Origin of the sequence: Proteus sp. PR00224 (assembly GCF_016238105.1) — a bacterium.
Classification (GTDB): domain Bacteria; phylum Pseudomonadota; class Gammaproteobacteria; order Enterobacterales; family Enterobacteriaceae; genus Proteus.
The window spans coordinates 63,928-78,486 of sequence record NZ_JAEHQU010000010.1 but is presented as its reverse complement, the minus strand read 5'-3'; the positions used below and the strand labels follow the sequence as shown (position 1 = coordinate 78,486).

Sequence of the window (14,559 nt, the reverse complement as noted above, 5' to 3'; positions counted from 1 at the left end):
ATGATAAAACAACTGGCAGTAAAAGGACAAAATAAAAGACCCAGAATAATCCTGGGCCTTTAGGTATTTTTCAGTTTTCTACAAAAAACGGGTTATACGCGCTTAAAGAGAATTGAACCGTTAGTACCACCAAAGCCGAATGAGTTACACAGAGCATATTCCATGTTCTCAACTTTACGTGCTTTATGTGGAACGAAATCAAGATGGCAGTTTTCGTCTTGATTATCTAGGTTTATTGTTGGAGGTACAATTTGGTCACGTAACGAAAGGATTGTAAAGATAGACTCAATTGCACCCGCAGCACCTAATAAGTGACCTGTCATAGATTTTGTTGAGCTAACTAATACATCAGTGCCTTTGCCAAATACGTTTTCCACTGCTTGTGCTTCAGCAACATCGCCTGCATTTGTTGATGTACCGTGTGCGTTGATATAACCCACTTCTGATGAGGCAATACCCGCATCTTTCAGTGCATTTGTCATAGCCAGCGCACCGCCTTCGCCATTTTCTGCCGGTGAAGTCATGTGATAAGCATCACTGCTCATACCAAAACCAACCACTTCAGCATAAATTTTAGCGCCACGGTTTTTAGCGTGTTCGTACTCTTCAAGAACAAGAACACCCGCACCATCACCTAATACAAAACCATCACGATCTTTATCCCATGGGCGACTAGCCGCTTGAGGATTATCGTTACGTGTTGATAATGCACGAACAGCACCAAAGCCACCCAAACCTAATGGTGTGGTTGCTTTTTCGGCACCACCTGCCAGCATTGCATCTGCATCACCATAAGCAATAATACGAGCAGCATGTCCAATATTATGAACACCTGAAGTACACGCTGTTGCAATAGAGATTGTAGGGCCACGAAGACCATACATAATGCTTAAATGCCCTGCAACCATGTTAATGATGGTTGAAGGTACAAAGAATGGGCTAATTTTACGAGGACCACCATTCATCATAGATGTATGGTTTTCTTCGATAAGGCCTAAGCCACCAATACCAGAACCAATAGCAGCTCCGATACGACTTGCATTGGCTTCTGTTACTTCAAGACCTGAATCCGCAATGGCCTGCACACCTGCTGCAATACCATATTGAATGAAAAGATCCATCTTACGCGCGTCTTTACGCGAAAGATTATAATCTTCGTGATTGAAATCTTTTACCAATCCAGCGAATTTAGTCGCATGATGACTGGTGTCAAAATCTTCGATAAGGCCGATACCACTCTGTCCGGCACACACTGCTTCCCAAGAAGCTTCTGCGTTATTACCGACAGGAGATAACATGCCTAGTCCGGTCACAACTACACGACGCTTAGACACGCTTATCCTCCAAGGAGGGAAAAAGTTTAGGATTAAAAATATAGGCGGTCGAGTGACCGCCTAGATTAGCAAGCTTATTTACCTGCGTTTTCAACGTAATCAATAGCAGCTTGAACTGTAGTAATTTTTTCTGCTTCTTCGTCTGGGATTTCGATATCGAATTCTTCTTCCAGAGCCATTACCAGCTCAACTGTGTCAAGAGAATCAGCGCCTAAGTCATCAACAAATGAAGCTGAATTTACAACTTCTTCCTCTTTAACACCCAGTTGTTCAACAATGATTTTCTTAACGCGTTCGTCGATAGTGCTCATACTATTAAATTTCCTATCAAAACTCGCTTGCGCGATGATTTTCTTAGTTTATAAATACAGGAAAAGATCTAACCAATCCCGACTGTGTGGACTACTTTATTTGCTATATTTTGCATTATATTGTACGCAAAAAGCAAATATAAAGACGTCCCCATAATTAGATCATGTACATGCCACCATTGACATGCAATGTTTCACCCGTGATATAGCTTGCTTCATCAGAAGCTAAGAAAGCTACAGCACTGGCAATCTCTTTGGCATCACCTAAACGGTTAGCAGGGACTTGAGATAAAATACCTGCTCTTTGGTCGTCTGTTAATGCTCTAGTCATATCAGTTTCGATAAAACCTGGAGCAACAACATTCACCGTAATGCCACGGGAAGCAACTTCGCGTGCTAATGATTTACTAAAACCAATCACACCCGCTTTCGCCGCCGCGTAGTTTGCCTGTCCTGCGTTACCCATGGTTCCAACAACAGAACCAATCGTAATTATACGACCATAACGTTTTTTCATCATAGCACGCATAACTGCTTTAGACAGACGGAAGACTGATGAAAGATTAGTGTCAATGATATCTTGCCACTCATCATCTTTCATGCGCATCAACAGGTTATCACGAGTAATACCTGCATTATTGACCAAAATATCAATTTCGCCAAATTCAGCGCGCACATCGGCTAAAAATTTTTCGATAGAGTCGTTTTCTGTGACATTTAACACAAAACCCTTACCCTTACCGTTTAAATATTCGCTGATAGCTTTCGCACCGTTTTCACTCGTTGCTGTACCAATTACTGTCGCACCGCGTGCAACTAAATCTTCTGCAATCGCACGGCCAATACCACGGCTTGCACCAGTAACTAGCGCTATTTTTCCGTCAAATCCCATGAGATCCCTCAGTCATTTCCTAATGCAACATCTAATGATGCAATATCATTAACTGCTGCAGCGTTCATTTCTTTAGAAATACGTTTTGTTAAGCCAGTTAATACTTTTCCTGGCCCGATTTCTAATAATTGTGTGATACCTTTTTCAGCAATAAGTTCAACCGTTTCAGTCCAGCGAACTGGATTATAAAGCTGGCGAACTAATGCATCACGGATTGCATTTGCATCAGTTTGTGCTATCACATCAACGTTATTAACGACCTGAATTTCAGGTTGTTTAAATTCGATTTCTTGTAATGCAACCGCTAGCTTATCAGCAGCCGGTTTCATTAAAGCACAGTGAGAAGGCACGCTTACTGCTAGTGGTAAAGCACGTTTAGCACCCGCTTCTTTACATAACACACCAGCACGTTCTACGGCTTCTTTGTTACCCGCAATAACAACTTGACCCGGTGAGTTAAAGTTTACAGGTGAGACAACTTGTCCTTGCGCTGCTTCTTCACAGGCTTTTGCAATAGCGTCATTATCTAAGCCGATAATCGCATACATTGCCCCCGTACCCGCAGGTACGGCTTCTTGCATCAGTTGACCACGTAATTCTACTAATTTAATTGCCGCAGCGAAATCAATAACTCCCGCACACACTAAAGCAGAATACTCGCCAAGACTGTGACCTGCCATCATTTGTGGCATTTTGCCTTGTTTTTCTTGCCATACACGCCAGATAGCAACAGAAGCTGCTAATAATGCTGGCTGTGTTTTCCATGTTTTGTTTAGCTCTTCTTCTGGTCCATTCTGAACTAAGTCCCAAAGAGAGTAACCCAATACATCAGATGCTTGAGCAAATGTTTCAGTCACTATTGGATATTGCTCTGCAAGTTCTGCAAGCATTCCAACAGATTGTGATCCCTGTCCGGGAAAAACCATTGCAAAATCAGTCATGTTTATTTTCCTGATAATATTAAAAACGGATAAGTGCAGAACCCCAAGTAAAACCGCCACCAAACGCTTCCAGTAAGATTAACTGACCACGTTGAATGCGATTATCTCTTACAGCTTCATCTAATGCTGTTGGGACTGATGCTGCTGACGTATTGCCGTGGCGATCTAATGTCACCACTACTTTATCCATTGTCATATCCAGCTTTTTCGCTGTCGCTGAAATAATTCTTAAATTTGCCTGATGAGGCACAAGCCAGTCCAGTTCAGATTTATCAATTTTGTTAGCTTCAAGTGTCTCATCCACAATGTGGGCAAGCTCACGAACTGCGACTTTAAAAACTTCATTTCCTGCCATAGTCACGTAAGCAGGTAAATCGTCATTTTCTCTACTCTGATAAGGTAGTGCTAATAGATCACCAAAACGGCCATCAGAATGTAAATGGGTAGAGATAATGCCTTCTTCTTCTGATGCGCCAACAACCACAGCACCTGCCGCATCACCAAATAGGATAATCGTGCCACGATCTTCTGGATCTAAAGCGTGAGATAATCTGTCAGCACCAATAACCAGTGCTTTTTTAACAGTGCCCGCTTTAATAAATTGATCCGCAATACTTAATGCATAAACAAAACCTGAACATGCAGCCGCAACATCAAAAGCAATACAATCACTAATACCTAATGCATTTTGAATTTGGCAAGCCGCACTTGGAAATGCATGAGAGCCAGATGTAGTTGCAACAATAATCAATCCAATGTCTTGCTTATCAATACCTGACATTTCTAATGCTTTTTCGCCAGCACCCGCACCCATCACGGCAACAGTTTCTTCTTCTGCTGCAATTCGACGTTCATGGATACCCGTTCTGGTAACAATCCACTCGTCAGATGTTTCAACCATTTTTTCTAAATCGGCATTAGTTCGCACTTGTACAGGCAAGTAACTACCAGTACCTAAGATTTTTGTATACATTCTATCAATCGCTCTTGGGTAATACTGTTGTCAGTCGTGAAGCAATTCGCTCTGGAATTTTTCGCTCAACGGCATGAACAGCCTGTTCTATTGCTGCTGTAAACGCGCTTTCATTTGCGCCACCATGGCTTTTAATGACGATACCGCGTAATCCTAACAGAGAAGCACCGTTATACTGGTCGGGGTTCATATGTCCAAAACGCTTAATTAGCCGCTTTTGTAACCACTTCTTCAATATTTTCATCCACCACGACGTTTTTTTATTTTCGGTAGTAGAAGATTTAATCAATGAAAGGAAAACTCTAATAACCCCTTCCATCGTTTTAAGGGAGACATTACCTGCGAAGCCGTCACACACCAATACATCAGTTTTGCCTGTCAGTAATTCATTACCTTCAACATAACCAATATAATTAATATTCGGTGTCGATTTTAATACCGTAGCAGCTTCGCGGATATTATCTAATCCTTTGCTCTCTTCTTCACCAATATTTAAAAGCGCCACTTTCGGTGAATCAATCTCTGCTATCTCTTCGGCCATAACTGCGCCCATTACCGCAAACTGCACCAGCATTTTGCTATCACAGTTAACGTTAGCGCCTAAATCAAGAACAACCGTCTTGCCTTTTTTCTGATTAGGTAATACCGAAACCAGTGCAGGACGTTCAATTCCATCAATCGCATTAAGTCGAAGTTTTGCTAATCCCATTAATACGCCAGTATTCCCTGCACTTACACAAGCCTGTGCTTCCCCTGTTTTCACGAGATCAAGTGCCACTCGCATTGATGTACCTTTACTTGCTCTAATAGCTTGTGAAGGTTTGGCATCATTGGCGACAATATGTTCTGCGGGTATAACTTGTAAACGGGAGATTAGCTCAGCATTTTGATTTGCAAGCAGAGGAGATATAGAGTCTGGTTGACCTACCAGCAATATTTTTAAATGAGGATTAGATGCCAGCGCCCGCAAACAAGCAGGCACTGTGATGCGAGGACCGAAGTCCCCGCCCATCGCATCTAACGCTATGGTTAGATTTGTCAAGGTATCAACGAGCTATAAAGCTAATTACTTGTTGATAACCTTGCGGCCACGGTAGTAACCGTCAGCAGTTACATGGTGACGCAGGTGAGTTTCACCAGAAGTTTTGTCAACAGAAACTTGAGTTACTGTCAGCGCGTCATGAGAGCGACGCATACCGCGTTTAGAACGAGTTGGTTTGTTTTGTTGTACGGCCATTGACCTTACTCCTTAGTACTTTTCTTTAAACTGGCTAATACGGCAAATGGATTTGGCTTCTCTGATAATTCTTCAGGGAGTTCACCAAACACCATATCCGCGTCGGACACTTCACAGTGTTCAAAATCATGTACCGGAACCACCGGCAAGTTGAGGATTATTTCATCTTCAATCATTGCCAGCAAATCTATTTCACCAAATTCGTTTACATAAACTGGTTCATATTCTTCCGGTAATGTCTCGGCCCGTTCATCACTGACAACAGGGCTAAAACAATATGTTGCGTGAACATGATACGGAAAATGGCCACCACAACGTTGACATTCTAAAGTCACATCCACATCGGAATGTCCTTTAATCACGGCAAGACGTTGATGGTCAATATCAAATGATAAAGCCACATCAATATTACTGTCCACACTGACCACCGATTCAGCTAAGCGGCTTACTTGCTCTGGAGAATAATGACCGTCATAGTCTAAATTCTTTTGAGCTGCTCGCAGCGCATCAATGGTCAGGGGTAATTTTACCTTTTGCATAAGGCGCGCATATTATCTTTGTAATGGAATATAGTCAAAGAAAAAGGCGGGTTATCTACACCTTTCCACCAAAATTCGCTTTATCAGCGGCGCATAGTTTAGAATGTCAGGCATCATTTTGCTACGGATTTTAAAAAAAATATGTTGCCACTCGTCCTTGCGTCTACTTCACCCTTTCGAGCTCAGTTGCTGAAAAAGCTTGGAATGCCCTTTATACAGGCATCTCCAGAGATTGACGAAACCCCGATGCCCACAGAGTACGCTCAAGATCTTGTCAGTCGCTTATCCTATGAAAAAGCCAGCGCTTTACAAGCAAAATTTCCACATCACCTTATAATTGGCTCTGATCAAGTTTGTGTACTGAATAAAAAGATCACGGGAAAACCCCATAATTTTGATAATGCCTTTGCACAATTAAAACAAGCTTCAGGACAATGTGTCTCGTTTTACACCGGATTAACTGTATATAATAGTCTAACGTTAGAACATCAAACTCATTGTGAATTATTTCAAGTTTACTTTCGTCATTTAACTGATGAAGAAATTATCAGTTATTTAAATAAAGAAATGCCTTTCAATTGTGCTGGAAGTTTTAAATCTGAGGGACTAGGCATCACTCTATTTGATAAACTTGTCGGCGATGATCCAAATTCTTTAATTGGTTTACCACTTATCCGATTGAATAAAATGTTACTCTCGCAAAGAATAAACCCATTATTTTTCTCTGATGATCACAAATGAATCTGGTCATCTTATTTTTTAATCTTATGTAGCGATAAAGCGTATTATGAATAAATTAGCATCAGTCTTAACAGCTTTAGTGATGGCAACAGCATTAGTGGGTTGTTCTGATGAAAAAGACACTGAAATTTCAACAACAAAAGCAACTAACACGACAAATACTATCCAAGACGGTGTGATTTCAGACAAAAAAGATGACAGCAAATCCTTATTTAAAAAGAATTTCGTCAGTAGCTGCATATTAGGTTCGGGCATTACTGATGATGCGCTAATTCCTCAAATTGCCGAAGTGTGTGAATGTACTTACGACGGCATTATTAAAAATTACGGAATTAACGAATTTATCCGTGTAGATATGGAAATGCGCAAAAACGGTTCAATATCACTGCCTAAAGAGTGGGATATTGATAAAATTGTTGAGCAATGCATGACAAAAGTGGAAGGTTAATTCTATTTTCCACTCACTTTCTTAGTGGTTTAAGAAAAGCAATACGCCCAACAAACTGGGCGTATTGAGTATTCGGATTTTCTGTTGAAATAAAAATTTTCGACTTAAGATTTTTGACTACGTAATACTTGCAAACAATGGCGTAACTGATTATCCATTGGCGCTTCAATTCGCATTTGTTCACCCGTTGAAGGATGAGTAAATGTCAAAGAACTAGCATGTAAAAATAGGCGATTAAGTTTAGTTCCTACCAATTGTGAATCAAAATCACGATCACCATAACGATCATCAAATGCAATAGGATGACCTGCATGTAATGTATGCACACGAATTTGGTGTGTTCTTCCTGTCACAGGGCTTGCTTTCACTAATGTGGCAAATTCAAAGCGCTCTTCCACTTTAAAACGCGTTTCAGAAGGCTTTCCTTCATTGCTTACTTTAACCACTCGCTCACCACTTTGAAGAATATTTTTCAACAACGGTGCCTGAACAACTTTAGTGTGAGATTGCCATTGACCACGCACTAAGGCTAAATAATCTTTTTGCATCTGTTTTAAGCGTAATTGCTCATGCAAAGCACGTAATGCTGAACGTTTTTTTGCAATTAGTAAAACACCCGATGTATCTCTATCAAGACGATGTACAAGCTCTAAAAAACGCGCTTCTGGGCGCAATGCACGTAAACCTTCAATCACACCAAAACTTAACCCACTTCCCCCATGTACAGCCGTACCAGAAGGTTTATTGATGAGCATTAAATGGTCGTCTTCATATAAAATACAATTTGACAATGCAGCGACTTTATCAAGCTTTGGTGATACCGCGACTTCTTCTTTTTCCGATACTCGCACAGGAGGTATACGGATGCTGTCACCCGCATTGAGTTTGTATTCAGGTTTAATTCGCCCTTTGTTAACTCGAACTTCCCCTTTACGGATAATTCGGTAAATCATACTTTTTGGTACACCTTTTAAGCGTGCCAGTAAAAAATTATCGATACGCTGGCCTGCTTCATCGCCATCAATGGTGACGAACTGAACTTGATTAAATGATTTCATAGTGGCGATTCTTTGGCTCTCTTAAAATAAAAATAACAAACAACTTTGTGGTGTACAAAATAACATCAAATCTGTCGTCTATTTTAACCTGAATAATGGGAAAAAGACGAAACATTAGCTAATCTCTCATATTTATACAGAAAAAGTCACCAAAGCAGAAAAGTCATCTTGCTATAACCCTAACACCAATGGAATAATGCAGACTCTCCTGATTATGTTTATCAGGTATATTTATGAAAATTTTGTTTGTTTGATTTTCAAAATGCAGCAATGGCGTAAGACATAGTCGAAAATCAAACAATTTAGTATGCCATAAATACATCGCTTATTGAGTTGAAACATCGTGTTCAATTAAAGAGTGCTGAATTTTTGAACTAAAAATCAGACTCACCGACATATTGCACCTCTATACAATCGACAACCGTGAGGTTGACGCATTTGTAAAAGACACGAGGTCATCGGTTATCAATAGTGTAATTACGTATGTTAGTGGCACATTATAAAACGTGAAAATAACGAGTAAGTCACAATATGAAAAGAATGTTAATTAACGCAACTCAGCAGGAAGAGTTGCGTGTTGCCCTTGTCGATGGGCAACGCTTGTACGATCTGGATATCGAAAGCCCCGGTCATGAACAGAAAAAAGCGAATATCTATAAAGGTAAAATCACTAGAATTGAACCCAGCTTAGAAGCCGCTTTTGTTGATTATGGTGCGGAACGCCACGGTTTCCTTCCTATCAAAGAAATAGCCCGCGAATACTTTCCTAGTAATTATCACTCCCATGGTCGTCCTAACATCAAAGATGTCTTAAAAGAAGGCCAGGAAGTTATTGTTCAAGTTGATAAAGAAGAGCGTGGTAATAAAGGTGCAGCATTAACCACTTTTATCAGCCTTGCAGGAAGTTATTTGGTATTAATGCCAAATAATCCTCGTGCAGGTGGTATTTCTCGCCGTATTGAAGGTGAAGACCGTACTGAACTCAAAGAAGCTTTATCAAGCCTTGAAATCCCAGATGGTATGGGTCTGATTGTACGTACAGCAGGTGTTGGTAAATCTGCCGAAGCACTACAACAAGACTTAAGCTATCGTCTAAGACACTGGGATGCTATTAAGAAAGCGGCTGAGAATCGCCCTGCGCCATTCTTAATTCATCAGGAAAGTAACGTAATTGTTCGCGCATTCCGCGACTACTTACGTCCTGATATTGGCGAAATTTTAATTGATAACGCAAAAGTCGTTGAAATGGCGCGTAGCCATATTGAAGCGATTGGTCGTGGTGATTTTGCTAGCAAAATTCGCCATTATACAGGTGCAGTACCTCTATTTAGCCATTACCAGATTGAATCACAGATTGAATCTGCTTTTCAGCGTGAAGTTCGCCTTCCTTCTGGTGGCGCTTTAGTTATTGATACAACTGAAGCATTAACAGCGATTGATATCAACTCTTCACGCTCAACCCGTGGCGGTGATATCGAAGAAACTGCGTTCAATACTAACTTAGAAGCGGCTGACGAAATCGCACGCCAATTACGTTTACGCGACTTAGGTGGTTTAATTGTTATCGACTTTATCGATATGACGCCTGTGCGCCATCAGCGTGAAGTTGAAAACAGAATGCGCGAAGCTGTTCGCCAAGATCGTGCTCGCATTCAAATTGGACGCATCTCTCGCTTTGGTTTATTAGAGATGTCTCGTCAACGTTTAAGCCCTTCATTAGGTGAATCTAGCCATCACGTTTGTCCGCGTTGCTTAGGTACAGGTACTATTCGTGATAACGAATCACTGTCACTTTCTGTGTTACGTCTTATCGAAGAAGAAGCACTTAAAGAAAACACACATGAAGTACATGCGATTGTACCTGTTCAAATCGCCTCTTATTTGCTTAATGAAAAACGTAAAGCAGTGACTGACATTGAATTACGTCAATCTAATGTCAAAGTGGTTATTGTTCCTAATGACCAAATGCAAACGCCTCATTTCTCTGTTATTCGTGTGCGTAAAGGCGAAGAAATTACCTCTCTGAGCTACAACTTAGCGCAATTCCATGAGAGCCAGCTAAATGAAGCTGAGGACGATGTTGTTACAGAGCGTAAAGCGCCTGAACAACCCGCTATTTCAGCCTTTGGATTGCAAGAAGAAGAGCCGATTGAAGCGACGAAAAGCAAAAAAGCACCTCAGCCTCAAGCTAAACCTGTTAAATCAGAACAAGCTCAAGGTACAGGTTTCTTTGCCTCTATCGCAAAATTCTTCTCTAACTTATTTAGTAGTGAACCAAAGCCTGTGGTAACACCAGAAAAACCACAGGAAAATAAGAAAGAGAATAACGACAATCGTCGTGATCGTCGTAATAACAATAATCGACGTAACAACAATAATCGCCGTGACCGTGATAACGATCGTAATCGTGATAACGCAAATAGCGAAGACAATCGCAAAAATCGCAATCAAAAACCACAAACAACGCCAACAACTGAAGTTAGTAGTGAGCAAGAGATTGCAGAACGCGAAGCTCGTCGCCAACAGCGTCGTGAACAACGTGCGGAACAGCGTCGTCGTCAAGAAGAAAAACGTCAACAGCAACAAGAAGCGGCTAAAGCACAAGCGGCTCTTGCTGAAAATGATACCGTTGCAAAAGATAGTGCTGATGAGAAGAAAGAAGAACCTCGTCGCCCTGCTATGCAACGCCGCAATCGTCGTCAATTAGCACAATCTGTACGCGTAACTGACAATGATAATGCATTGGCTGTTGTACCCGTTGTGACTGAAAAAGCCGTTTCTGAGCCTCCTGTTGCAACAACACAAACTAAAGTTGCGCCAACAGAAAAATCAGCACCTAAAGCAGTCGCTGTTGCGAAAGTTGAAGCGAATGAAGCACAAGCTGTAAAAGCATTACCTGATGCAACTAAATCACAAGATGACAATAAAAACGAAGATAATAACGGGCAAGATAATGTTATGCCACGTCGTTCTCGCCGTTCACCTCGTCATTTACGTGTAAGTGGTCAACGTCGTCGTCGCTATCGTGATGAGCGTACCTTAACAGTATCACCAATGCCTCTGGCAATGGCGGTGGCTTCTCCTGAACTTGCTTCAGGTAAAGTTTTCATTCGCTATCCAATCACACCAATAAGTGATGCACCATTTATTGAGAATAATGCTGAAAACAACAATGACGTTTCTGTTGAAAACCACATTATTACTCATCAAGATCCACAAATGGTCGCTATCGCACCAGAGGTTTCAGAAACCATTGTTGCTGATATTGCACAGGTAAGATCGACTGAATCAACTTATTCTGTCACGGTTAGTACTGAATCAACCACAGAGGCTGTTGCTGAAATTATTGCAGTAGAGCCACAGGCTGTGCCTGTTGAAACTAACGACATTATTGAAAACAACGTTATCAGTGATGTCATTAATGAAGTGAATACAGAAGAGCATGTTACTCGTAAAGAGAACATTTCAGCGGTATTAAATACCACTGAAGCTTATATGCATGAAACTTCACAACAGGCTGAAACAAACATCGCACCAGAAGAAGTTGCACAAGATACAGTTGCACCAGTAGAGAGTGAAATATCAACGCCTGAGCCTCAGCCTGTTGAAGCAGTAATAGTAGCTACAGAAGAAACTGTTGAACAACACAAAGAAATTACGACTGAAACCGTTGTTGAAGCTGTTATTGAAACGGTTATTGAAGACCAGCCAAAAGAAAGCGCAATCTCTGCGGTGGAAATTGAAACGGTAACAGAAAGCAAACCAACTGAAGTCGTTATTCGTCAAGAGCCTGTTGCAGTTGCACGCCAACTACATGCAAGCTCACCAATGACAAAAGCGCCAGCCGCTGATGAAACACCTGTGGCAATTGAAATCAAAGCATGGGAAACACGTCCAGCTTTTGATAAGAAAGGCCGCACAGGTGCGGGTGGACATTGTTCTACTAATCACGCTTCTTCAGAAATGACTAAAGCTGAAAGTCAAAACTGATAATAAGGTGTTATTAAGAATATCTTGATAATACTTCTAAATTAAGAGCCCACTTTTTAGTGGGTTCTTTTTTTTGGGTAACTATTAGCAAATTAACTGAGTATTTATTAAGCCAACATAAAAAAGCCCCTGAATATTCAATTCAGAGGCCTTCGATTTCTTATTCTTAGTAAAACAATCAGTCTTTTAGATCAGGAAGATTTTTAATTTCACCCATCGCTTTTAACTGCTTAGATAATTCACGGCGCTCTTTAGACAGATCGGCATTTTTAATAATGTAATCGTCAACACGATCGTCATAGTCACTACGCATATTAGCAATAATACCCAATACATCTTCAATCGACATACCCGGTTTAATGTATTCACTTAAGTTGTCTAACAAAAGAACACGTTTTTGGTTATCACGGATCTTTTTCTCATTGTCAGTGATCTCACGACGGATTTTGTTTTTACGACGATACATACGCACAAACTCCAGTACGTTTTGGAAAGACGGCTTGTTTGCGTTATCCATTTCCTACACCTTTACAATTGATATTTAAGATAAATAGTTCTGTTTAAGATTATCGCTTAATCGTGTCAATAAACAAGCAAAGTTTACAAATTTAATTGATTTTGCTTAATTAACAATTAATTAGGATGATATACATTAATAAATATAGTCAACATTCTTTAACCCGTAAATGTTCACTTAATTAATGATAAAAAAATGGCTACACATTTTTACTGGTAGCCCAAATCGATACTACAAAGGATAAATTAATCAGCGATTAAATAGGCTGTGCTTTATTTTGATCTTCATGTTGTAAGCCATCAAGTGGCAGTAATGCTTTCGCGTCTGAACGTAAAAACACTGCTGAGAAAAGTGTTGTCCCTATCACAATACATCCCATCACCATATAGGTTGGTGCAAAACCATAATGATCATAACCATAACCCGCTAATGGAGATAATAATGTAGCAACAATAGAGCTAACACATTGAAAACCGACTAAATAGAGTGTTGAAGATAAACGTTTGTCAAAGTGTTGACTGTTATATTTAAAAATTGAAATTAATAAAATAGGTAACTCAACAGCATGTAATAATTTCATACAAGAGATCAAGACTGGACCTTCGACTAGTCCTGAGCCAATAATACGTGCCGCCATAACACTGCTTGCCAGTAATAAGCCGTTTTTAGCACCTATTCTATTGACCAGAAAAGGTGCGACAAACATACCACCAGCTTCTAAGAATACCTGCAATGAATTCAGATATCCGTACATCTCATTACCCTGCTGTAAGGTTGCAAATTGCGATGAGAAAAAGACGGGAAACTGTTGGTCATAAACTCCATAAACACAGGTACCAATAACAAATAAAATAAGCGCCCAAAAACGAGGCAATGAAAGTAAATTCAGTGCGTCTTTTATGGTAATAGCCGATGTTTTCCCATGCTCTAATTGATTAAATGCGTCTGATTTATCTGTTTTTAAAAGTGTTAAAAGAATTAAGAACACAACACCAGAAATAGAAGCCATCACAAAATTATAATTAGGATCGATGTTTATATTGTGTCCTGCAATAAATGTTGCAGATGCCCAACCTAGCGATCCCCACATTCTCGCCCTACCGTATTCAAAACCACGAATACGACTAACACGCTCTGTATATGACTCTAATACACCAATCCCCGCATTAAATGTCATACCTACATATAAACCTCCCAAAATGGAGCCAACAAAAATATTCCAGCGAAGTATTGATGCGAAACCTAGAAAAAATGGTCCAGAAAGAATAAGTAATACTGCAATCACTAATAATAAATTCTTTCTTAGTCCTAATTTATCTTGAATAAAGCCATATAGAGGTTGAGCACATAACGCAATCAGAGAAATTGCAGAGAATATCAATCCAGTATCTGTCGCTTTTAATCCTACATACTGATTTAACCAAATAGAAACTAATGAAAAGGATGAAGACCAGGTAAAAAAGAAGAAAAACAACAGCGCACTTAAGATCGCATAGTATTTTTTTGAGTCTTTGTTCATTGGTTGAGCGCCTTATAAAGTCATTTCACCCTTAAATGTTAACGTTAACTTTTAAGTTC

General features: G+C 40.2%; 14 protein-coding genes. 3 read left to right on the top strand and 11 right to left on the bottom strand.

Annotation, left to right across the window (positions count from 1 at the left end; translation table 11 throughout):
- Positions 1–92 precede the first annotated feature (92 nt).
- From fabF to yceD, 8 genes are all read right to left on the bottom strand, one after another.
- The gene (fabF, locus tag JEP71_RS15495) at positions 93–1,334 is read right to left on the bottom strand and encodes a beta-ketoacyl-ACP synthase II (RefSeq protein ID WP_099076186.1); all 1,242 of its coding nucleotides are present in this window, start codon (positions 1,332–1,334) and stop codon (positions 93–95) included.
- 74 nt (positions 1,335–1,408) lie between these two features.
- A complete protein-coding gene (gene acpP, locus JEP71_RS15490; protein WP_004247087.1) occupies positions 1,409–1,645 on the bottom strand; it encodes an acyl carrier protein in 237 nt (78 codons plus the stop codon).
- Between the two features lie 157 nt (positions 1,646–1,802).
- On the bottom strand, positions 1,803–2,537 hold the full coding sequence (gene fabG / locus JEP71_RS15485) for a 3-oxoacyl-ACP reductase FabG (RefSeq protein ID WP_196533127.1): 735 nt from the start codon (positions 2,535–2,537) through the stop codon (positions 1,803–1,805).
- An 8-nt stretch (positions 2,538–2,545) separates the two neighbouring features.
- Complete coding sequence (fabD, locus tag JEP71_RS15480; RefSeq protein ID WP_151434798.1) at positions 2,546–3,478, bottom strand: ACP S-malonyltransferase; 933 nt, start codon at positions 3,476–3,478, stop codon at positions 2,546–2,548.
- A 19-nt stretch (positions 3,479–3,497) separates the two neighbouring features.
- Positions 3,498–4,451, bottom strand: a complete 954-nt coding sequence (locus JEP71_RS15475; RefSeq protein ID WP_198620648.1) for a beta-ketoacyl-ACP synthase III — start codon at positions 4,449–4,451, stop codon at positions 3,498–3,500.
- 4 nt (positions 4,452–4,455) lie between these two features.
- Positions 4,456–5,493, bottom strand: coding sequence for a phosphate acyltransferase PlsX (gene plsX / locus JEP71_RS15470; RefSeq protein WP_088493193.1), 1,038 nt, complete (start codon positions 5,491–5,493; stop codon positions 4,456–4,458).
- A gap of 24 nt (positions 5,494–5,517) precedes the next feature.
- Positions 5,518–5,688 (bottom strand): 50S ribosomal protein L32, encoded by a 171-nt coding sequence (gene rpmF / locus JEP71_RS15465; protein ID WP_006537252.1) that lies wholly within the window; start codon positions 5,686–5,688, stop codon positions 5,518–5,520.
- A gap of 5 nt (positions 5,689–5,693) precedes the next feature.
- Positions 5,694–6,227 (bottom strand): 23S rRNA accumulation protein YceD, encoded by a 534-nt coding sequence (gene yceD, locus JEP71_RS15460; RefSeq protein ID WP_023582576.1) that lies wholly within the window; start codon positions 6,225–6,227, stop codon positions 5,694–5,696.
- A 141-nt stretch (positions 6,228–6,368) separates the two neighbouring features.
- Here yceD and JEP71_RS15455 point away from each other — a divergent pair, with 141 nt between their 5' ends.
- On the top strand, positions 6,369–6,968 hold the full coding sequence (locus JEP71_RS15455; RefSeq protein WP_196533125.1) for a Maf family protein: 600 nt from the start codon (positions 6,369–6,371) through the stop codon (positions 6,966–6,968).
- Positions 6,969–7,014: 46 nt separating this feature from the next.
- Entirely contained in the window at positions 7,015–7,416 is a 402-nt protein-coding gene (locus tag JEP71_RS15450) for a hypothetical protein (RefSeq protein ID WP_198620649.1), read from the top strand.
- Positions 7,417–7,520: 104 nt separating this feature from the next.
- On the opposite strand, the gene rluC is transcribed toward JEP71_RS15450, so the two are convergent.
- Positions 7,521–8,474, bottom strand: coding sequence for a 23S rRNA pseudouridine(955/2504/2580) synthase RluC (gene rluC, locus JEP71_RS15445; protein WP_099076193.1), 954 nt, complete (start codon positions 8,472–8,474; stop codon positions 7,521–7,523).
- Between the two features lie 531 nt (positions 8,475–9,005).
- Between rluC and rne the strand changes: the two genes are divergently transcribed.
- The gene (gene rne / locus JEP71_RS15440) at positions 9,006–12,464 is read left to right on the top strand and encodes a ribonuclease E (protein WP_198626532.1); all 3,459 of its coding nucleotides are present in this window, start codon (positions 9,006–9,008) and stop codon (positions 12,462–12,464) included.
- A 178-nt stretch (positions 12,465–12,642) separates the two neighbouring features.
- Here rne and tmaR read toward each other — a convergent pair whose 3' ends face one another.
- Complete coding sequence (gene tmaR, locus JEP71_RS15435; RefSeq protein ID WP_036937771.1) at positions 12,643–12,981, bottom strand: PTS system regulator TmaR; 339 nt, start codon at positions 12,979–12,981, stop codon at positions 12,643–12,645.
- A 256-nt stretch (positions 12,982–13,237) separates the two neighbouring features.
- A complete protein-coding gene (locus tag JEP71_RS15430) occupies positions 13,238–14,500 on the bottom strand; it encodes an MFS transporter (protein ID WP_196533121.1) in 1,263 nt (420 codons plus the stop codon).
- Between the last annotated feature and the right edge of the window lie 59 nt (positions 14,501–14,559).

Coding starts and splice junctions, on each gene's coding strand:
- fabG (WP_196533127.1), bottom strand. CDS start 2,537: ATGGGATTTGACGGAAAAATAGCGCTAGTTACTGGTGCAAGCCGTGGT.
- yceD (WP_023582576.1), bottom strand. CDS start 6,227: ATGCAAAAGGTAAAATTACCCCTGACCATTGATGCGCTGCGAGCAGCT.
- JEP71_RS15455 (WP_196533125.1), top strand. CDS start 6,369: ATGTTGCCACTCGTCCTTGCGTCTACTTCACCCTTTCGAGCTCAGTTG.
- JEP71_RS15430 (WP_196533121.1), bottom strand. CDS start 14,500: ATGAACAAAGACTCAAAAAAATACTATGCGATCTTAAGTGCGCTGTTG.
- fabD (WP_151434798.1), bottom strand. CDS start 3,478: ATGACTGATTTTGCAATGGTTTTTCCCGGACAGGGATCACAATCTGTT.
- tmaR (WP_036937771.1), bottom strand. CDS start 12,981: ATGGATAACGCAAACAAGCCGTCTTTCCAAAACGTACTGGAGTTTGTG.
- rluC (WP_099076193.1), bottom strand. CDS start 8,474: ATGAAATCATTTAATCAAGTTCAGTTCGTCACCATTGATGGCGATGAA.
- acpP (WP_004247087.1), bottom strand. CDS start 1,645: ATGAGCACTATCGACGAACGCGTTAAGAAAATCATTGTTGAACAACTG.
- rpmF (WP_006537252.1), bottom strand. CDS start 5,688: ATGGCCGTACAACAAAACAAACCAACTCGTTCTAAACGCGGTATGCGT.
- JEP71_RS15450 (WP_198620649.1), top strand. CDS start 7,015: ATGAATAAATTAGCATCAGTCTTAACAGCTTTAGTGATGGCAACAGCA.
- rne (WP_198626532.1), top strand. CDS start 9,006: ATGAAAAGAATGTTAATTAACGCAACTCAGCAGGAAGAGTTGCGTGTT.
- JEP71_RS15475 (WP_198620648.1), bottom strand. CDS start 4,451: ATGTATACAAAAATCTTAGGTACTGGTAGTTACTTGCCTGTACAAGTG.